The organism is Sphingobacterium micropteri, assembly GCF_014692515.1.
GTDB classification, from domain to species: Bacteria; Bacteroidota; Bacteroidia; order Sphingobacteriales; family Sphingobacteriaceae; genus Sphingobacterium; species Sphingobacterium micropteri.
Window position 1 is genome coordinate 219,234 of sequence record NZ_JACOIK010000004.1, and the last position, 20,659, is coordinate 239,892.

The window sequence follows — 20,659 nt, forward strand, 5'->3', positions numbered from 1 at the left end:
GCGAGATAACTTTCCATAAGACAAGAAATCCTAATTAGTGTGTTAATCTTTTTGCCTTTCGCCAGTTCATACACCAATTCATCCAAATACCTTGCTTTCGTACCCTTCTATTAAGGACAATATATATTCCACCAACGTTGTCGAATAATATGTACCAACTTAGTCCATCGGAATACGTCTGAAGACATAGAAAAACGACAATGGCGGTCAATAATTCTGTTAGATGGTGGAAATATTTTATTTTAGAAGAATTTAAATTGAAATAAATTAAAAAAGAAAAACGGATGAAAGCAATCGTCATTGGCGGTACCGGAGCTACGGGAAAGGAACTGGTCGCGCAACTTTTGGAAGACAATCGGTTTGATGCAGTGACCGTATTGGTTCGCAGGGATTTTTTTAGTCAGCAAGCTAAATTGACCGAGATTGTTGTTGATTTTGAAAAACTCAGCGATTATAAAGCGTATATTCAGGGCGATGTCGCTTTCTCCTGTCTCGGCACAACCTTGAAAGATGCAGGTAGTAAAGATGCACAATGGCGGGTAGATCACGATTACCAACTAGAATTTGCATCGATAGCCAAAGCGAGTGGAGTGGAAAGTTTTCTGCTGCTTTCGGCTTTCGGGGCTAACGCTAAGTCTTCTTTATTTTATAATAAAATGAAAGGCTCCTTAGAGGAAAATATTAAAAAGTTAAATTTCACCCAGTTGGTTATTCTTCATCCCGGCGGTATCGAAAGGCCTGACTCCGATCGAAAAGGAGAAAAAGCTATGATCAAATTACTAAAAGCATTCAATGCTATCGGTCTGTTTAAGAGGTATGAACCCCTATCAACAAAGCGATTGGCAAAAGCCATGATAGCTTCCTATTTTAAATTTAAGGAAAGACAAAAGACGGTGATATTGAAAGAAATTAAGGAAGTTTCGGTGTAAAGCCAGCTTGATGCCACTTCTAAATAAAAAGACCTTGCTTTCGCAAGGTCTTTTCCGTTGTGCCCAGGAGCAGATTCGAACTGCCACGCCCTTGCGAGCGCCACCCCCTCAAGATGGTGCGTCTACCAATTTCGCCACCTGGGCATTGCGTTAGCAAAAGTAATGCTTTTTAGGACATTTGAAAAAGATTTCAAGCAATTTTAAGATTATTTCTGTAAGTTATTGTCTATCAAAGTCTGAATAATTCCATCTACCAACCCCACCCTAGGAGCAACAATGTTTTTTAAACGTCCCACTTTCATAATGGTTAGGAAAATCTCAGCAGCTGGGATAATAACATCAGCCCTATCTTGCTTTAACCCCAACACATGAATACGATCCTTCAGCGAATAGGCATTTAAATGTTGATAAATAGCCCGAAGCTTAGCATAAGACATTGGCTTGTCGGCTTTATCATTAGCGATCCGTGAAAGCTTATTGATATTCCCACCTGTTCCGATCCCGTATATGTGTTTATATTTTTTGGTATGCTCCTTTATCCATTGTTTCATATCATCCCAGGTTTCGGGTTTATCCTGGTTATCCAATATTCGGATAGTTCCTAAATTGAAAGATTTGGAAGCCACCAACGTTCCATCTGCAAAAAGCGAGATCTCTGTACTTCCACCTCCCACATCGATATAAAGATAAACTTTATCTGCATTCATCTTGTCTTGAAGATGACTGCTATAAATAATTTTCGCTTCCTTACTGCCATCTATGATTTGAATATCGATACCTACTTTTTGACAAGCCTTCACAATATCTCCGCCATTGTCTGCCTCTCGCATGGCGGAAGTAGCACAAGCCATATAATCAGAAACACGGTAAACATCCATTAGATTCCGAAAAGCTTGCATCGTTTTCACCATATTATCAAATTTAGATTTTGAAATATGATGATCTATAAACGCATCATCGCCTAAGCGTAAAGGTACGCGAATAAGTGCTTCTTTTTTAAACTGGACAGGTTTAGTTTCAGGATTGACTTCCGCAATTAATAATCTAACCGCGTTAGATCCGATGTCTATGGCTCCGTATCTCACAAATAATATTTTTGATGGTGTTGATTATACCTTTTAATAAGTACAATATTAACAAATCCAATATTAATATTGTATTAAGTTAATGTATCTATTTTATTTTTATCTTTCTATTATCTTTACAACCAAAATTAAATCATTACACCATGTCTACAAAAGAACAAAAAATAGCAAATTTTGATCCATCGCAGCCCGGCTTGGCTGATGCTAGCATCTACGGCCTACCGTTTACTGCCGACGAAAGTGAAATTATCGTCGTACCTGTACCGTGGGAAGTAACCGTGAGCTATGGGGAAGGAGCATCACTAGGTGCAGAAACCATTATGGAAGCATCTTTTCAAGTAGACTTACTTCATCAGGAGTTTCCCGATTTATGGAAACTTGGGATATACATGGACGAAGCTCCAGCGCATTGGGTATCCAATAACGAACGATACAAAGAGCTGGCCCAACCTATTATAGAAGCCTTAGAAGCGGGAAAGGATATTCAACAAAGCCCCGAACTGCAAGCAGATTTAGCAATCATCAACGAAGCTTGTGAATCTTTGAATAATGCTTTACATCAACACGTATCAAATTGGTTTGCCAAAGGCAAAAAGGTCATCCTACTCGGTGGTGATCATTCTACTCCGTTAGGATACTACCGGGCTTTAGCTGATAAATATGATAATTTTGGTATTCTTCATTTCGATGCACACATGGATCTTCGCATCGCCTACGAAGGTTTTACCTATTCACACGCTTCTATTATGTACAATGCTATTCAATTACCTCAAGTTAGCAAATTGATTCAGGTAGGGATACGTGATTTTTGTGAACAAGAGGTTTCTGTTGTAAAATCTTCTGATAAAATCCACGTTTTTACTGATGCCGATCTCAAAGCAAAACAATTTGAAGGTAAAACATGGCGGCAACAAGTCGATGAAATGATCGACTTACTTCCCCACAACGTTGCCGTGAGTTTCGACATTGATGCCTTATATAGATGGTATTGCCCAAACACTGGAACACCGGTACCAGGTGGACTATCCTATGAACAAGCGACCTATATGCTGAATACTTTAGCGAATTCCAACAAGAATATTATTGGTATTGACTTAGTCGAGGTAGCACCCGGGGAGACGGATGAATGGGACGGGAATGTCGGCGCACGCCTACTATTCCACCTGTGTGGTGTGTTAGCAAAAAACAATGGATTAGATACCGGTACACCCATTACGTTTTAAATTCGTTTCTTGTCTTATGGCAAGATATCACTTTTTGCAAGCGCTTATCTTTGGTTAACGATAACATGGCTAGCAAGCTGTTTATTGAAAAAATTTAAAATCATGACAAGACTACACGCCTACCTCAATTTTAATGGAAACTGTGAAGAAGCTTTTCAGTTTTACCAAACTGTTTTCGGCGGCCCGCTACAAGGGCTTCATCGATTTGGAGATATGCCCGCAGATCCAAATTTCAGCATCTCCGAAACAGACAAAAACAAAATCATGCACACAGCTTTGCGTATTAACGAGCATGCGATGATTATGGGCTCGGACTGCGTCGAGAGTTTTGGTCAAAAAGCTGTATTTGGTACAGCTAACTATATTATGCTGGACACCGACTCAGCAGAACAGGCACAGGAACTGCATAATAAACTCAGCGTAAATGCACAAACCATGGAAATGGATCTGGGTGAAACATTCTTCGCTGAATTGTTCTCTTCCTTCATAGATCAGTTTGGCATCACTTGGATGATTCACTACGAAGGCAATAAAACAATGTAGTAATCGATAAACTTGAGTCTTTAAAGATTTCTTTTTAAGAAGAAAGAAAAAAAATTATTATTCTTTAGGATTAATTTTGGTTTAAACGATATTATATTTATATTCGAACCGGAAGCACGTAAGCCTAATAAGATAAGCTGCTAGGGAGGGTCGGATAAAAAATTAGATTATTATCTAAAATTTGTATTTGTGGCATAGAATTAGTGTATTAAACTATAAATCTTAAACTTGAATAATAATGAACAAAACAGACTTGATTAAGCATATTGCCAGCGAGGCTGGAATTACGCAGTCACAAGCAGAGAAAGCCGTTAACAGTTTTACAGGAGCCGTATCCTCATCTTTAGCAAAGGGCGAAAACGTGACCTTAATTGGTTTCGGAACTTTTGGTATATCTGATCGTGCTGCTCGCAACGGTAGAAACCCGCAAACGGGTGCTACTATCAAAATAGCTGCGAAAAAACTTCCTAAATTTACGGCAGGTAAGGCTCTTAAAGAGGCCGTAGATGCACCTAAAAAGGGAAAGAAAAAATAGGTTAAAAATAATTACAAAAAAATAGGGAGCCTTGCTCCCTATTTTTTTTTGTAAAAACAACTTACGACAGCCCCGTATGACGTGTATACTTAGCGGATTTTTTACGAGGCTGCGTAAGTTGGGGATCTTATTGGTTACGGCGGTGGTAAAGAAGTCCATGTGTTTCCCGTTCATACCGGGCTGTGTGTCTTAAAATTTGTATTATAAACACACTATAAACGGACACATAGACCACCACCACCTATTGCCAAATATTTTTTTCAGGCTTTCAATCCCACTATATTAAAGAACAATCAAAATCTCTTATAAATTATGTCAAGATCAATTCTTAGCCCCTTATTTTGCTTATAAAAATAAAAATTCGGTTTGCATAAGCTAAGATATATGGTTTCCACTTCAAATATACAACATCTTTTACTAAAAGCAAATATTTATTAAATTTTATTTATACAAAATTTGCGCAAACAATGATTCTATTTGCGATGTGCGACATATCAACCGGGATATACTTATTGGCATCGGCGCTAAACTTCGCGCACGACGCGAAGCATTGTCTTTCTCACAGAATGACATCGCAAATATGACAGGGCTTACCGTCAATACGGTCTCAGCCTTAGAAAAGGGCAAAGGCTCTACATTGAATAACTTCCTACTTATTTGTCGTGCCCTAAAAATACAACCCAAGGACGTTTTTGCAAATGATATAGACCTCACACCGCTCTACACACTTCCTCCATCAACAAAACATAGAATAGATATCACCAAAAAGCTAGACGAACTAGTCAATAACAGTGACTTCTTCCAAACCCCTAAACGAGTTGCAGAAGTTATTGAAAAGCTGGAATCTGATAAAAGTGAGAGCAACAAATTCTCGGTTTATCTCACGGCTTACTGCAAAGAAGGAGAATTAGAATACATTAAAGAAGGCAACATCAAACGTTACGTAAAAAAGAAATAAGTCTCTTTACTTCAACGCAAAGAGACTTATTATTTCTAGCGATCTAGTGTTTTTTTTTAATTATAGCCCGGGTTTTGCAAAACTTCAGCTTCGTTGATATCGATTGCTGCTTGCGGAATGGGACGATAGATCTTATCCTGTCCATCCTGACCACGAAATGCCGCGTCCACACCAACCCGTCGTATGTCAAAGTTATAACGTCCGCACAACTCTTTTAATTTTCCCGTGCGACGTAGTTCCGCCCAACGCAAATATTCGCCAGCAAACTCTTTAGCACTTTCGATCAGCAATCCATCCAACGCTTCACTTTGACTTGATGCATTTGCAATACTTTGTGAAGGCGTAAGTGTACTACCGTCTTTGGCATTTTCAGGGCGGTCCAAAACCCGTTGTACGTATTGTTCTGCCGTCGGAAAATCATTCAAGCCGATACTGGCTTCTGCATATAGAAAATAAGTTTCTGCTTTACGAGCCAATACAATATCCCGTACACTGGCGTGTGTACTGAAGACTTGTCTCGTACTTGGGCTATCAAATTTTTTGATAACCGGCGTACTCATATCTATCTGATAGGCCGCACGATATGCTTGCTCATCATATTTGAACGGATAGTAGCGAAAATTTGGAGCAATCTGGTGTTCTTTTCCAGCAACCCAAGCTAAGGAATCCGCACGCGTGTATTCCCGATCCCATACCCGTGGATAATAAGCCCGAATTAATATTTCATTTTTGTCCTTATTGCCATCATAGTAATCAAAATACTGATCGTAGATCGTCAACATAAACGTCGCATCATACCGAGCATCGTTCTCTTCATAAAACTTATGTAAATTCCAAGCAGGAATCAACGGCGAAGACATATACTTATGATTTAACTCTGCTCCGCCTAGGTAGGGTCCAAATAAAGACTGCTGGTTGTTTCCTTCGCTAACATCGCCGATCGATTTTCCATCGTATTGTACAGCAAACAGTACTTCGTCATTCATTTCATTCGATGGAGACCATAACGCCTCATACGGAATACTGATATTATAACCACCGATTGCTGCTTCTGCGTACGCTTGTGCCTTTGTAAAATCAGCACTTTCTCCTAAATCCCAAGCCCTTGTTAAATAAGCTTTGGCAAGGTAATGATTTGCCGCAGCCTTGCTCACCCGGGCGCGATCATCTTTCAAATCGGGCAATGCTGCTTCCATTTCACGGATAACAAAATCAAAAGACGCTTCTAACGATTGCCGAGGCAAATTTAAACGCGGCCCTTCCAAGGTGGGTTCGTCATTGATAACGATGCCCCCAAACTGCTCAATCAGGGTAAAATGATAGAAAGCGCGCAAAAATCTCAACTCGGCTAACCAGGTTTTTCGCTGCTCTTCATCCACCTCCGTGATATCGTTATAAAAAATCGCCACGTTGATGTTTTGTATAGCTTCATAACAATTTCGATAAAATGTTAGCACATCGCCATTATCAGCAAAAAGCTGCGTATACTCCATCAACGCACGGTTGGCCTGCTCTCTGTTCATTTGATAGATATCCGTCCCACCCAATAAAAGCCATGGAGCTTCCGTACCGAACGTAGTCCGCAATGTAGCATACGAAGAATTTACGATAGACCGATATCCTGCCTCTGTTCGATAAAACTCGTCATTGGTAATACCTCCCCGGTTATCCTCTTCGAGAAACTTAGCACATCCCGATAGCATAAGTACCCCAACAAATAATGTATATACTATTTTTTTCATCTCTTTCTCTTTTAATTAAAATCTAACATTCACCCCCAATTGATACGTCACGTTACTCGGCCCATTTCCGTTACTCAACGCTGTCGTAGCATATTCCGGATCCCAACCTTCATATTTGGTAAAGACAAAAGGATTCAAAATATTGGCATATATACGCATGGACGACATCTTCCATTTCGAAACTATTTCACTTGGCAATGAATAGCCCATCACAATATTCCGAATCTTAACAAAAGAGGCATCGGTATAACGTCCGTTATTACCGTAATAAGGCCCTACATTCTGCGGATGTGGATATTTTGCGTTCTCATTACCTACACCGCTATCCCCCCAAACAGCTTGCGGGCTTCCATCGACATGCGCTCTCCAATTATTCCAATCATAACGTGGCACGCCTGGCGGAATATAATAATCATAATTAATTTTTGGACGACCGCGTTGTGTATTTTGTGGGCCAAATTCTTCTAGGAAGCTATCCGCAACAAAAACGCCTTGACGGGTATATAAGTTAACAGAAAGATCCCAGTTTTTGTAACGAAGGTTGGAGGTCACGCTACCAATCCAATCCGGATAAGGAGAACCTAAGATCACCCGATCGGCTGGTGTTATCTCTCCGTTACCGTCCGTATCAGCAGCAATAGCCTGACCGGGTTGTTGACCATACTGTGCAGCTTCCGCTAACTGATCCATACGCCATAAACCCGTAATCCGATAATCGTATATAACTTCTATAGGCTGACCGATAAAGCGTGCTTCTCCTACGACATCTTCTTTCTTTCCATATAAACTGCGAATTTGGTTTTTATTGTGGGAAAACATAAAAGAGGTTGTCCATTCCCAGTCGTTCCGACTGATATTTGTTGTATGCAACCCTACTTCCACGCCTCGGTTATTGACTGAACCGATATTATCCATCATATACGGCACACCTGATTCAACCGTCAGCGTACGCTGCATCAATAAACCATCAGAAAGCTTGTCGTACAACTCGATATTACCGCGTACGCGATAATTAAATAAACTAAAATCCACCCCTACATTTAATTCTCTCGTTTTTTCCCACGTAATCACCGGATTGATTGGAGGTCCTGACAGGAAGCCTCTCACGGCATCGCCATTAAAATCATACCAGATGATCGAACCCGTTTGCGGCGTCAACTGAGAGCCAAATGCCTCAATACCATTATTATTACCAGAATACCCAAGGCTCGCCCGTAGTTTCAGGTCGTTGACAAACGAGGCATTCTGCATAAAGTTTTCTTCGGATATACGCCATGCTGCTGCCATGGATGGAAATGCAGCCCATTTATTACGCAGCTTGGAACTGCCGTCGTACCGCACCGTACCGGTTAACAGATAACGTCCTTTAAAGTCATAATTCGCACGTGCGGCAAAAGAAAGCAAAGCTGTTTCCGCGTAGGATGTTCCGGATTGATTGGGCGCAAATGAACCACTAAATAGGTTATACCACTGCGATGGGTAAGGCAAATCGTTTGCACCGGCCTGAATCCCCTCTATTCGGGTCTTGTAAGCACTTTGGATCAACGAGACGTCTATCTTATGATCGTCGCCAAAAAGCGTATTATAATTAATGACATTATCCCAAGTCCATTCTAAACTTTCGATATTATTCTGATAAGAAACATCCTGATTTCGCGTTCCGGGCACGATACCATAGTACCGGCCTGTCCGCGTGCGGTTAAGTCTAGGCATGAAGGTACTACGGATCGATAGATTTTCCATCGGACGCAATTCTGCAAAAATATTAGACAATAGATCGTATTGACGAATTTCCTCCGTACCGCTGTTGATTTCGTTCAACGGATTGGGCGAGCTGGTAAAATTTCCTTCCCCTTGAATCGACGCAGCAATACCGGGTTGTGCAATTAGACTACCATTATCGTCGTAGGCATACAATATTGATGGCATACGCAGGATGTCGCGGTAGCCGTACTCACTTCCGGCATTATTCACACCGTGCACAAAATTGATACTTGCTCCGGTACTAAAATAATCAGATGTTTTATGCTCTACCGAAAGTTTCAATGTATATCGATTCAAATCTTCCTTCAGAAAATTTCCGACTTCCTGTTGATATCCTACGCCCAAATTATAGGTTAATTTCTCGGAAGCCCCAGCAATGCCCAGGTAATGGTTTTGTTGTTGCCCTGTCTTCGTCCCCAAGCCCAACCAGTCTTCATACTCTTCATTGTATAGGCGTGATTCCAACAGCGGACTGTTCTGTAAAATAGTGTTTGGCGTTCCTAAAGAATACTGATCATTAGCATAGGTATAAAATGCGGAGGTACGAAAATCAACCCATTCCCGGCCATCCATAAAATTCGGGATCCTGGCCAATTGCCGCACACCGTAATAGCCATCATACGTCACTGTTGTTCGCGTATCTCCCGGTCTGCCGGCATTCTTGGTGGTCACGATAACAACACCGTTTGATCCCCTTGACCCATAGATAGCTGTCGAAGAGGCGTCTTTTAAAACATCAATGTTTTCAATATCGGCGGGGTTCAGAAAATCTATATTTCCAGTAGCAATACCATCTACGATATACAAGGGATTACCACCAGCGATAGAGTTTTGCCCTCTAATCTGGATATTGAACGATCTCCCGGGACGTGTAGATGTACTACTGATATCAACTCCCGGCACCGTACCTTGCAATGCCTCCATGGCAGAGGTCGTTCCGCGCTCCTGTAGTTCCTTACCGCCAACCGAGCCTACTGCCCCCGTGAGATCTCTTTTACGAACACTGCCATATCCTACTGCTACCACTTCATCCAAGATCTGGGCTTCGTCCACGATTAGAACGATATCCAATGTTGTCTCCATTCCTACAGATAAAACTTTGGACTTGTACCCCATCAGATCGACGGCAAGGGTATGCGTTCCTTCTTGCGGAATAGTTAATCTAAAAGTACCATCGGCATCGGTGCTGGCACCTATCGTAGATTCTGCGAGCCGAACGCTTACACCGGCCAATGGAATCCCGTCTTCATCCTTCACAATACCAGTAATCTCTCGATTTTGTCCAAATACGTACACACTGGATAGAAAGGCAAAAAATAAAAATATGAATTTCCTCATAAATGATTTGTTTAAGTAAGATGATGTAATTGTGATTGTGTTGCAATAGTGATTAGGCTAGTCGTAGAAGAAATGACCTGAAGATAAATACCAAATAGATATCATAACGTTTTATTATATGTTTATTTAACTTGGCCAGCCATTTATCCTTCTCTGAAAGAAGAAAGATAAACAACTAGATTTATAGTATTAGCTTGTTGAAGATAGCGAACTCACCTATAATTCTCGAATTAATCTCCTATTAAAAAAGCGCAATCGTTACCGGCAACGTTTCCGAAAGTCCTGCAAACGAAGATATAGTTACAATGGAGTATTGTCCATTAGCAGGATAATGAACATAGATAACACTTGCATAGCGAACTTTACATCCATAAGGTTCAACTTAAAACACACGGTTAGCTTACGAAAAAGGGCAGTCCAATATGGACTGCCCTTTAGCTTTAGAAAATTTTAGGGATAGCTATCGCTATTTTAAATTATCTCGATAAACCTTTGCTTTTTTCACTTCCGTTTGGATATCCTTACGAGAAGCATCATAACTAAGTACTTTTTCATAATCAGCTACGGCCTTGTTATAGGCATCTGTCGCTTTTGCTTTATTGTAATTAGCTACACCTGCTGTACCCGTCAAAATACCGAGATCACGATATGCTATTGCCCTATTTTGGTAGAGTTTTGCATCGTTTGGCGTGATCGAGACAGCTTTACTGTAATCTTCGATCGCCGTTTTTAATAATTGCTCTTTTGCTGCATTATCTAATTTACTCGCACCCGCAACTGCTAAATTACTGCTAGCTTTAGCTTTATAATAATACGCAGACGTATGTTTTGGATCTAAAGAAATAACTTTCTTAAACGTTTCGATGGCTTTATTATATTCGCCATTATGGAATTGCGAATATCCCAATAAATACTGTACATCCGGATCGTTTGCTTCCGCAGGAAGTGCTTTTTGCAAATGAGAGGATGCTGATTTAAAATCGCCTTCCAATAACGCTTTCTGACCTAAACGAACATTTGGATTGCTATGCTGAGCTTGTTCTTGCGCCTGAACTGTTAATGTAAACAAAGCAAGTGTAGCTGAAGCTAAGCCTAATTTCACTGCTCTCCATGGGTTACTCAAAAATCTCCGTTTCATATAATTTGTTTTATTCTATGCTAATTTTTATTAAACACTATTTTCGTTTGGAATAAATCTCCATTAAATAGTTTAACAACACAATGCGAAGTTATAAACATTTCCACATTTATAACTAAACAAAATGTCTTTATTACCTGCCCAATGCTGCCGATTTAACAGGTTTTATTGTTTATTAACATAAATGATACCAAATTTTAAAGTTGGCATTTCTCTTGCACGTATTGATTCCATTATTACTATCTCAGAAATTAGCAAAAATTCTGACATATTGTCGGAAGAACAAACGTATATATGAATAAAAACGACACATTTGATATCAAACACGTATTTTCTGTCATAAATGAGGACACGGAGTTTTTTCCGTTGTTAAGCTCTCAGGATGAAGAAGAGATGACCAAAGCAGATATACCCGAAATATTACCTATACTCCCCTTACGCAACACCGTACTTTTTCCGGGTGTTGTCATCCCTATTACCGTGGGGCGCGACAAATCTATTAAACTAGTAAAGGAAGCGTACAAGGGGGACCGGACCATCGGCGTCGTGTCTCAAAAAGACATGAATATTGAAGAGCCTACGTTAGACCAACTCTATAAAATCGGTACTGCGGCCAATATCATTAAAATATTGCAAATGCCCGATGGCAATACAACGGTCATTATCCAAGGCAAACAGCGATTTAAAATAACCGAAATGGTTGCGGAAGATCCTTATCTAAAAGCTAAGGTAGAACGGGTTGCGGAGGATAAACCAAAAGTATCTAGCAGGGAGTTTAAGGCACTAATCTCTTCCATTAAAGAGATGGCACTTCAAATTATTCAGCTCTCCCCACACCTTCCTAGTGAGGCGGGTATGGCGATCAAAAATATTGAAAGTCCAACCTTCCTTGTGAATTTTATTTCGTCGAATATGTCTCTGGAAATAAATCAAAAACAAGAACTTCTAGAGACAAAAGACTTTGTGAAGCGCGCCAAAATCCTATTGGAACACCTCACTACCGAAATCCAAATGTTGGAGCTAAAAAATCAAATCCAAAACAAAGTTCGGGTAGATTTAGATAAGCAGCAACGAGATTATTTCTTGAACCAGCAATTAAAAACTATCCAGGAAGAGCTTGGAGGCAATACACCAGACTTGGAAATGCAGGAGTTGGAAGGTCGAGCTAAATTGAAGAAATGGTCGGCAGAAGTACAAAAGCATTTCTATAAAGAACTCGAAAAGCTCGGGCGCATCAATCCGGCTGCCGCCGATTATTCTGTCCAGATTAATTATTTAGAATTATTGCTCGATTTGCCTTGGGGAGAATATACGAAAGACAACTTTGATTTAAACAGAGCGATAAAAATCCTGGATAAGGATCACTATGGATTGGAGAAAGTTAAGCAACGTATTATCGAATACCTAGCCGTATTAAAATTAAAAAATGACATGAAGGCACCTATTCTTTGTTTAGTAGGGCCTCCGGGCGTCGGAAAGACATCCCTTGGAAAATCCATTGCAAAGGCATTAGGACGTAAATATACGCGTATGGCATTAGGTGGAATCCGCGACGAAGCAGAAATCCGTGGGCACCGAAAAACCTATATCGGTGCTATGCCCGGACGTATTATTCAATCACTCAATAAAGCAGGAACATCCAACCCTGTATTTGTTTTGGACGAGATAGACAAATTAGGTGCAGATTTTAAAGGAGATCCGTCATCGGCCCTGTTGGAAGTATTGGATCCAGAGCAAAACACGAATTTTTACGACCATTATGTAGAGATGGAATATGATCTTTCTAAAGTCATGTTTATTGCTACGGCAAATTCATTAAACGGTATCCAACCAGCTTTATTGGACCGTATGGAGATTATCGAAGTAAATGGCTATACGATCGAAGAGAAAATAGAAATCGCGAAAAAACACCTTCTTCCTAAACAACTTCAACAACATGGATTGACAAAAAAGGATATTTCGCTCACAAGCAAAGTGATTGAAAAAATCATTGAGGAATACACCCGAGAATCTGGCGTGCGCGGTTTAGAAAAGAAAATCGGTTCTATCGTACGGGGGATAGCAACTCGCATCGTTATGGAAAAGCAATACAACCCGAAAATAAACCCGCACATGACAGAGGAAATCCTTGGTGCACCTCTATTTGATAAAGATCTGTATGAGGACAACGAGATTGCAGGTGTTGTTACAGGGCTTGCTTGGACGGCAGTAGGTGGTGATATTCTATTTATAGAATCGAGTTTAAGTCCGGGAAAAGGAAAGCTAAACCTAACGGGTAATCTCGGCGACGTGATGAAAGAATCGGCTACTATTGCAATGGCATATCTAAGATCCCATGCGGAAGAATTCGGGATAGACTATCGTGTATTTGACAACTGGGATGTCAATATCCACGTCCCTGCTGGTGCCACGCCAAAAGATGGTCCTTCGGCAGGTGTAACCATGTTAACCGCACTGACCTCTCTTTTCACACAACGAAAGGTGAAAGAAAAACTGGCTATGACTGGAGAGATTACCTTACGCGGCCGCGTACTTCCTGTTGGTGGTATACAGGAAAAAATTCTAGCTGCCAAGCGTGCAAACATTAAGGAGATCATATTGTGTAAAACGAATGAGAAAGATGTTTTGGAAATCAAGGAAGACTATGTTAAAGATTTACAATTCCATTATGTAACCAAAATGTCTGAAGTCATCGATATTGCGCTTTTAAAGCAGCAAGTTAAGCGTCCGAAGGATTTGAATCATACAAATACAAATTAATCCCATAAGCCCGCACATTGTAAAGCGGGCTTTTTTAGAAAGTCGTGAATGCAAAGCATTTTATTTACGTTTGGAATCAATGATTGAACTTTATACAGATGGCGCATCAAGCGGCAATCCAGGCCCAGGAGGGTACGGTACGATATTAAGAACGGTTTATCAAGGCAATAATCCCGTATTTCAAGGCAAACTTATTGAAAAGGAATTTTTCGGCGGTTTTAGAAAAACCACGAACAATCGTATGGAGCTCTTGGCGGTAATAGTAGGCCTGGAAGCCCTAAAAAATACAAATCAAAAAGTCACTATATATTCCGATTCCAAATATGTTATTGACGCCATCGATAAAAAGTGGGTATACGGCTGGATGCAAAAGGGATTTCAGGGCAAAAAAAATAAAGATCTTTGGATGAGGTTGATGAATTTGTACAAACAGCATCAAATTAAGTTAGTTTGGGTAAAAGGTCATGCCGGACATCCGTTAAACGAACGTTGTGATCAACTAGCCGTAAAAGCCTCAAAAGATAAAGCTAATTGGAAGATTGATACGGTGTTTGAAACAACAATATAGAAATATTATTTCGCTGTATAACTTGTCTTTACCGTAATATTCGCTGTTTTATTTCGAGCAGTAGTATTAAATGCGCCCCCATACGAATATTCCTCATTATCATTCTGTCCCGTTATCTGGAAAATCCCTAAATCCGCTTTAATCAAATCGCCTAACGACGAGCCTGCCTCAGTAGCGATGTTTGAAGCACGTTGTTTCGCATTTTCGGAAGCTTGGGAAATCAATTCCAATTTTAGATCTTCCAATTTCGAATAGTAGTAATTAGGAGAATTTGAGCTCAACTCAATACCTTGCGAGATGAGCGTCGAAATTTCTCTCGATGCGTTATCTACTTTATCCAAATCTTTTGATTCGATGCTCACGTTCTGCGACAAATTATAGCCGGTAAATGTATTATAGCTGTTACCTTGTCCGTCTGAATGGTAGGAAAATTCCCTATTGATATTTACCGCATTAAATACAATCTCTTTCGGGTTAATGCCCTGCTGCTCCAAAAATTGCCGTACTAAATCCCGGTCTCTTTTTAATTGCTCTGAAGCTGAACTTAAATCCATGGATTTCCGGCTAAATGAAGCAGACCATTTTACAATGTCCGATTCAAAATCCTTTTTGGCATTTCCCGTAACGTTTATTGTATTACTAATTTTGTACTTATATTTATAGGCATTCGCTAATACCGCGGCGAAAATCACGATCGCCAACGCTCCAATTACAGCTGCAATTATACTAGTTGATTTCATCTGTTTATTTTTTGTTTTTTAGATGTTAGATGGAATTGTATACCAATTTCCATGCCTAAATAAATTGACTTTTTACATTTTAATTATTACTTTCAACGCAAATTAGTTCGTTCATCCCCGATGACACCTGCTGGACCACTACCTCAAGAAGGATATCAATACGTATCCAGTCTATGCAAGCTTCGTCACTATCAAAAATAATTTATACGAATGAAAATTAGTATAGCTTCTACTTTAAGTATCTTATTACTCCTATCCACCGGTTTATTTGCACAAAAACAACCATTAGATCACCGCGTTTATGATAGTTGGAAAAGTATTGTCAATGCAGACGTTAGTAAGACAGGAAAATTTATCCAATATCAGATTACGCCACAAGAAGGCGATGCAATTTTTGAACTCAAAAATAAGGACAATGATCTCCTTTTTTCTTTACCCCGTGTTACCGACGCAAAACTCACACAGGAGGAATCTTTCCTCATTGGTAAGATAAAACCTCTTTTCGAAGAAACAAGACAGGCAAAAATCAAAAAGAAAAAAAATGCGGATATGCCGAAGGATTCTTTAATTATCGTCGACATTCAACATAGAGATCAATGGAAAATCCCAGCTGTGAAGGTCTACAAACTCGCCCAGAATAAAAATGAGTATGTAGCGTTTTTGAGTTCGACTTCTGATTCCATTTCTATACTGCACGTGCGCAACCTTCTCACTGGCGATACACTAAATTTTTGTAAAGTCGATCAATTTGTATGGAGTCCGAACGAAGATTTCCTTTTATTTTCGAAGAAAAATGAACCAAAGGATTCTCTTTCGACCGATGCTGGACTTTATCTCTTTGATATGACGGACAAAAAATTGAAGAAAATCAGTAACGGTCAAGGCAACTATAAAGAACTGCTTTTTGATGATAACGGCAGACAGCTTGCCTTTCTCGCAGACAAAACGCCGGAGAAATCACTCCTCAAAGATTTCAAGCTTTACTATTATACCCCTCAATTAGACACGGCTCGTATTATCGCTAGTCAACAAAGTGTCGGCATGCCCTCCCAATGGTATGTGAGTGGTGACGGGGAACTTAAATTCAGCGCGAATGGCAAAAAGCTATTTTTTGGGCTAGCGCCGATTCCCAAAATAAAAGATACCACCTTAGTCGATTTCGAACATGCACAGATAGACATCTGGCATTGGAAAGATGATTATATTCAACCGCAGCAACTCGCCAATCTAAAACAGGATAAAAGGAAAAATTTCTTGTCCGTAATTTATCCCAATAATGGTAATCGTATCGTGCCACTTGTTGACGAGACATTCAATCGCACGCATATTACAGACGAAGGCGATAACGAATGGGTATTGGCAGCATCTGATTTTGGCAAACGCATAGCCACACAATGGGAAGGTTTTGCGCCAACCGATATCTATGTCGTATCCACGCTATCCGGCCAAAAGCGAACTGTAAAGGAGAATCTAAATGGTTATGCCTATTTATCACCAAAAGGAGATTTTGTACTCTATTTTAATCGTGAAACAGGTAATTGGCATAGCTATCACATTTCCTCCGGAAAAATGGTTCTGTTAAATGATGGTTTGCCGGTGAATTTCGTTGACGAAGAAAACGATTCACCTACCTTACCCGGCGCTTATGGTATAGCCGGCTGGTCTACCGATGGAAAAGATGTATACATTTATGACCGATATGATATATGGAAATTTGATTTAGCAGGAAAACAAAAAGAACTCCTCACCATCGGTGAGGGTCGTGCAATCCAAACCATTTTCCGCTATATCGATTTAAACCGGAGCGATAATCCTCGATACAAGACAACACTTATTCCTGACAAACAACATGTTTTTATCACGGGATTTAACGAAAGCACCAAATATAACGGGGTGTATACCATAAACACCGCTAAAAGTAGAAAGCCAAATGAAATCTTTTGTGCTGGATATACATTTCGAAACTTCAAGAGTACATCAGATGGAGAAACCATTATATATACGAAAGAAAATTATAATTATTCGCCCGATTTATATGTAAGCAAACGATTCAAAAACGAATCGCGTCTTACCGATATAAATCCACAACAAACAACTTACAACTGGGGAACAGCAGAACTGGTACGATGGACGACACCCTCTGGCTTTGAGGCTGAGGGTATTTTATATAAACCTGAGAACTTTGATCCGAACAAGAAATATCCCATTATAGCTTATTTCTATGAAAAGCTAAGCAACGGATTATATACGTATCAAGCTCCTGCTCCCACGCCTTCCCGATTGAATATTCCTTATTATGTAAGTAACGAATATTTGGTATTTGCACCCGATATTCGTTATGAAATCGGATATCCAGGAAAATCCGCGGAGGAATATGTAAATTCTGGCATGCGTTATTTGGCAGAGAATTCTTGGGTGGATTCCACCAAAATGGCCATTCAGGGACAAAGTTGGGGTGGTTACCAGGTAGCGCATCTGATCACGCGGACGAATATGTATGCTGCAGCATGGAGTGGCGCACCTGTCGTCAATATGACATCAGCTTATGGTGGCATCCGTTGGCAGAGCGGCATGTCCAGACAGTTCCAGTACGAACGGACACAATCGAGAATCGGAAAAACACTATGGGAAGATCGTGACCTTTATATAGAAAATTCTCCGCTATTCTTTTTGGATCGTGTAACTACACCTGTTGCAATTATGCACAATGACAGTGATGGTGCGGTGCCTTGGTATCAAGGTATCGAGATGTTCACGGCATTACGACGTTTACAGAAGCCCGTTTGGTTATTAAATTATAATGGGGACGAGCACAACCTTATGAAAAGACAAAACCGAAAAGATATCCAAATTCGGCAAGCGCAGTTCTTTGACCACTTCCTAAAAGACAAACCTGCCGCCAAATGGATCGAATATGGTGTTCCGGCTACAGAAAAAGGAATAGACTGGGGATTTGATTAAAAAAAATCTATATTTTCAACAATAAAACACCTAAAACATAAAAATAATCTATTTTTTTTCATTTTTTTACACTATTTACAAAAAATGATGTACTTTTACATCGAAAAAACAACCGAAACTATAAAAATAACATAAAAAAATGTCAAGCCCAAGATTTAAAGCAGCAGAGTTAGCCATATCTCGTCCGATGGAAGATATGGAAAAAGTAGAATCATTAAAGGCAACTAGTATTTACGGAAAGAATGTATTTACTAATGCGAAGATGAAAGATTACCTCTCGAAAAGTACACACAAAGAACTTGTTCAGATTATCGACGAGGGTACAAAGATTTCAAGAGAACTCGCCGATCAGATTGCACAAGCAATGAAAACATGGGCTATTAGTAATGGAGCGACGCATTACACCCACTGGTTTCAACCGTTGACAGGAACTACAGCAGAAAAGCACGACGCTTTCTTTGAACCTGACGAGAATGGTGAAGCAATTGAAAAATTCACAGGCGATGCCCTTGCACAGCAAGAACCAGATGCGTCCTCATTTCCAAGTGGCGGTATCCGGAACACCTTTGAAGCACGTGGTTACACGGCTTGGGATCCTTCCTCCCCTGCTTTTATCTTTGAGACCGCAGCAGGCAAAACATTATGTATTCCAACCGTATTTGTATCTTATACAGGTGAATCCTTAGATTATAAAGCACCCCTATTAAAAGCAATAGAAGCAATTGATAAAGCTGCTACTGATGTGGTACAATATTTTGACAAGTCTGTAACGAAAGTAAACGCTTCTCTTGGTATCGAACAAGAATATTTTCTAGTAGACCTTTCTTTATTTCATGCACGTCCGGATCTTCAAATTGCCGGCCGTACCCTTTTCGGGCACATGTCTGCAAAAGGACAACAATTGGAAGACCATTATTTTGGCGCTATTCCAGAGCGCGTATTGGCGTATATGGTCGATTTGGAAAATGAAGCATTGAAACTTGGTATTCCATTGAAAACCCGCCATAATGAGGTTGCACCTTCACAATTCGAATGTGCTCCGATGTACGAGGAAATCAACTTAGCTATCGATCACAATCAATTGCTAATGAATTTGATGGAACAAGTAGCAGTACGTCATCACTTTAAAGTATTATTGCACGAAAAGCCATATAGCGGAATTAACGGATCAGGTAAACACAACAACTGGTCATTAATTACCAATACAGGTGTCAACCTACTATCACCGGGCAAGACACCGAAAAACAATTTGATGTTCTTAACGTTTTTCGTGAATACGATTAAAGCCGTATATGAACACGCTGATTTGCTTCGCGCATCCATTGCCAGTCATAGTAATGATCATCGTTTAGGTGCAAACGAGGCTCCTCCGGCAATCATTTCTATTTTCCTAGGGTCTCAATTAGATGAGATCTTGGAAGAAGTAGAATCTGCTCGTGTAGCGAAAAAAGTGAAAAACGATGCTAACTTATGGCATGGTATTCCAAAAATTCCAGATTTGAAGCTGGACAATACAGACCGTAACCGTACGTCTCCTTTTGCCTTCACGGGCAATAAATTTGAATTCCGTGCGGTAGGGTCGTCTGCAAACTCTGCGTTGCCGATGATAGTACTCAATGCTATCGTTGCCAACCAACTTATCGAGTTTAAAACAGAGGTAGACAAACAAATCAAAAAAGGCACGAAAAAAGACCTCGCATTGCTTAATGTTATCCGGAGATACATCAAAGAATCGAAAGCGATTCGTTTTGAAGGAAATGGATATAGCGAAGAATGGGCAATCGAAGCCGAGACACGTGGACTTTCAAACATCAAATCAACACCTAAGGCGTTAGACGTATATGTTAAAGAAGAAAATCTCGCCTTATTTGAAAAGTTAGGCATATATTCAAAACGTGAGTCAGAAGCACGCCATGAGATTTTATTGGAAAATTTCTTTAAGAAACTTCAGATCGAAGCGCGTGTAATTGGCGAAGTGGTAACGAGCCAGATTGCTCCAGTATGCTTCATTTACCAAAATGAACTTATTGAGAATGTAAGAGGCTTGAAAGACTTAGGTTTACCAAAAGAATCCTACAGCTCCCAAATTAATTTAGTAGAACGTATTTCTAAACACACCAACTTGATTTTGGAGAAAGCCGAGGAAATGCGCCAAGCACGGAAACGCGCTAATACGATTGAAGATACACGTGAACTTGCTATTGCTTATGACGAAATTGTCAAGCCTTATTTTGATGAGATTCGTTATCATGTGAACAAATTGGAAAAAATCATTGATGACAATAAATGGCCTCTTCCAAAATTAAGAGAGCTTTTATTCTTAAGATAATACGACTAACTAGCCCTCCAATAATAAAGGCGGCACTCAGCGAAAA

14 protein-coding genes and 1 tRNA gene are annotated in these 20,659 nt (G+C 40.0%); 9 read left to right on the plus strand and 6 right to left on the minus strand.

Going from position 1 to position 20,659, the window contains the following annotated elements:
* Window positions 1-284: 284 nt before the first annotated feature.
* Window positions 285-929, plus strand: coding sequence for an NAD(P)H-binding protein (locus H8B06_RS06955; RefSeq protein ID WP_190993571.1), 645 nt, complete (start codon window positions 285-287; stop codon window positions 927-929).
* Between the two features lie 60 nt (window positions 930-989).
* Here the strand turns inward: H8B06_RS06955 and H8B06_RS06960 are convergent.
* Window positions 990-1,073, minus strand: a tRNA-Leu gene (locus tag H8B06_RS06960).
* 62 nt (window positions 1,074-1,135) lie between these two features.
* Window positions 1,136-2,014 carry a Ppx/GppA phosphatase family protein gene (locus H8B06_RS06965; protein WP_130140534.1) on the minus strand — a complete coding sequence of 293 codons (879 nt, stop codon included), beginning with the start codon at window positions 2,012-2,014 and terminating at the stop codon, window positions 1,136-1,138.
* Window positions 2,015-2,157: 143 nt separating this feature from the next.
* On the opposite strand from H8B06_RS06965, the gene H8B06_RS06970 reads away from it, so the two are divergent.
* From H8B06_RS06970 to H8B06_RS06985, 4 genes are all read left to right on the plus strand, one after another.
* Entirely contained in the window at window positions 2,158-3,237 is a 1,080-nt protein-coding gene (locus H8B06_RS06970; RefSeq protein WP_190993572.1) for an agmatinase family protein, read from the plus strand.
* Between the two features lie 102 nt (window positions 3,238-3,339).
* Window positions 3,340-3,780 (plus strand): VOC family protein, encoded by a 441-nt coding sequence (locus tag H8B06_RS06975; RefSeq protein ID WP_190993573.1) that lies wholly within the window; start codon window positions 3,340-3,342, stop codon window positions 3,778-3,780.
* Window positions 3,781-4,018: 238 nt separating this feature from the next.
* Complete coding sequence (locus H8B06_RS06980; RefSeq protein WP_130140537.1) at window positions 4,019-4,315, plus strand: HU family DNA-binding protein; 297 nt, start codon at window positions 4,019-4,021, stop codon at window positions 4,313-4,315.
* 484 nt (window positions 4,316-4,799) lie between these two features.
* Window positions 4,800-5,273, plus strand: a complete 474-nt coding sequence (locus H8B06_RS06985; RefSeq protein WP_190993574.1) for a helix-turn-helix domain-containing protein — start codon at window positions 4,800-4,802, stop codon at window positions 5,271-5,273.
* Between the two features lie 56 nt (window positions 5,274-5,329).
* On the opposite strand, the gene H8B06_RS06990 is transcribed toward H8B06_RS06985, so the two are convergent.
* The 3 genes from H8B06_RS06990 to H8B06_RS07000 form a co-directional block, all read right to left on the minus strand.
* Window positions 5,330-7,015 carry a RagB/SusD family nutrient uptake outer membrane protein gene (locus tag H8B06_RS06990; protein ID WP_190993575.1) on the minus strand — a complete coding sequence of 562 codons (1,686 nt, stop codon included), beginning with the start codon at window positions 7,013-7,015 and terminating at the stop codon, window positions 5,330-5,332.
* 15 nt (window positions 7,016-7,030) lie between these two features.
* Window positions 7,031-10,117, minus strand: coding sequence for a SusC/RagA family TonB-linked outer membrane protein (locus tag H8B06_RS06995; RefSeq protein ID WP_190993576.1), 3,087 nt, complete (start codon window positions 10,115-10,117; stop codon window positions 7,031-7,033).
* Window positions 10,118-10,583: 466 nt separating this feature from the next.
* The gene (locus tag H8B06_RS07000) at window positions 10,584-11,255 is read right to left on the minus strand and encodes a tetratricopeptide repeat protein (RefSeq protein ID WP_190993577.1); all 672 of its coding nucleotides are present in this window, start codon (window positions 11,253-11,255) and stop codon (window positions 10,584-10,586) included.
* A 294-nt stretch (window positions 11,256-11,549) separates the two neighbouring features.
* Between H8B06_RS07000 and lon the strand changes: the two genes are divergently transcribed.
* Together lon and rnhA are read left to right on the plus strand one after the other, a co-directional pair.
* The gene (lon, locus tag H8B06_RS07005; RefSeq protein ID WP_190993578.1) at window positions 11,550-14,015 is read left to right on the plus strand and encodes an endopeptidase La; all 2,466 of its coding nucleotides are present in this window, start codon (window positions 11,550-11,552) and stop codon (window positions 14,013-14,015) included.
* 79 nt (window positions 14,016-14,094) lie between these two features.
* Complete coding sequence (gene rnhA / locus H8B06_RS07010) at window positions 14,095-14,583, plus strand: ribonuclease HI (RefSeq protein WP_190993579.1); 489 nt, start codon at window positions 14,095-14,097, stop codon at window positions 14,581-14,583.
* Between the two features lie 5 nt (window positions 14,584-14,588).
* On the opposite strand, the gene H8B06_RS07015 is transcribed toward rnhA, so the two are convergent.
* Entirely contained in the window at window positions 14,589-15,323 is a 735-nt protein-coding gene (locus tag H8B06_RS07015; protein ID WP_190993580.1) for an SIMPL domain-containing protein, read from the minus strand.
* 210 nt (window positions 15,324-15,533) lie between these two features.
* On the opposite strand from H8B06_RS07015, the gene H8B06_RS07020 reads away from it, so the two are divergent.
* The gene (locus tag H8B06_RS07020) at window positions 15,534-18,284 is read left to right on the plus strand and encodes a S9 family peptidase (protein WP_190993581.1); all 2,751 of its coding nucleotides are present in this window, start codon (window positions 15,534-15,536) and stop codon (window positions 18,282-18,284) included.
* Window positions 18,285-18,423: 139 nt separating this feature from the next.
* Window positions 18,424-20,613, plus strand: a complete 2,190-nt coding sequence (locus H8B06_RS07025; protein ID WP_130140546.1) for a glutamine synthetase III family protein — start codon at window positions 18,424-18,426, stop codon at window positions 20,611-20,613.
* Window positions 20,614-20,659: the final 46 nt, after the last annotated feature.

What these genes read in the sequence shown, in the direction of transcription:
- H8B06_RS06955 (WP_190993571.1), top strand. Translation starts at nt 285, where the DNA reads ATGAAAGCAATCGTCATTGGCGGTACCGGAGCTACGGGAAAGGAACTG.
- H8B06_RS06970 (WP_190993572.1), top strand. Translation starts at nt 2,158, where the DNA reads ATGTCTACAAAAGAACAAAAAATAGCAAATTTTGATCCATCGCAGCCC.
- H8B06_RS06975 (WP_190993573.1), top strand. Translation starts at nt 3,340, where the DNA reads ATGACAAGACTACACGCCTACCTCAATTTTAATGGAAACTGTGAAGAA.
- H8B06_RS06980 (WP_130140537.1), top strand. Translation starts at nt 4,019, where the DNA reads ATGAACAAAACAGACTTGATTAAGCATATTGCCAGCGAGGCTGGAATT.
- H8B06_RS06990 (WP_190993575.1), bottom strand. Translation starts at nt 7,015, where the DNA reads ATGAAAAAAATAGTATATACATTATTTGTTGGGGTACTTATGCTATCG.
- H8B06_RS06995 (WP_190993576.1), bottom strand. Translation starts at nt 10,117, where the DNA reads ATGAGGAAATTCATATTTTTATTTTTTGCCTTTCTATCCAGTGTGTAC.
- H8B06_RS07000 (WP_190993577.1), bottom strand. Translation starts at nt 11,255, where the DNA reads ATGAAACGGAGATTTTTGAGTAACCCATGGAGAGCAGTGAAATTAGGC.
- lon (WP_190993578.1), top strand. Translation starts at nt 11,550, where the DNA reads ATGAATAAAAACGACACATTTGATATCAAACACGTATTTTCTGTCATA.
- rnhA (WP_190993579.1), top strand. Translation starts at nt 14,095, where the DNA reads ATGATTGAACTTTATACAGATGGCGCATCAAGCGGCAATCCAGGCCCA.
- H8B06_RS07015 (WP_190993580.1), bottom strand. Translation starts at nt 15,323, where the DNA reads ATGAAATCAACTAGTATAATTGCAGCTGTAATTGGAGCGTTGGCGATC.
- H8B06_RS07020 (WP_190993581.1), top strand. Translation starts at nt 15,534, where the DNA reads ATGAAAATTAGTATAGCTTCTACTTTAAGTATCTTATTACTCCTATCC.
- H8B06_RS07025 (WP_130140546.1), top strand. Translation starts at nt 18,424, where the DNA reads ATGTCAAGCCCAAGATTTAAAGCAGCAGAGTTAGCCATATCTCGTCCG.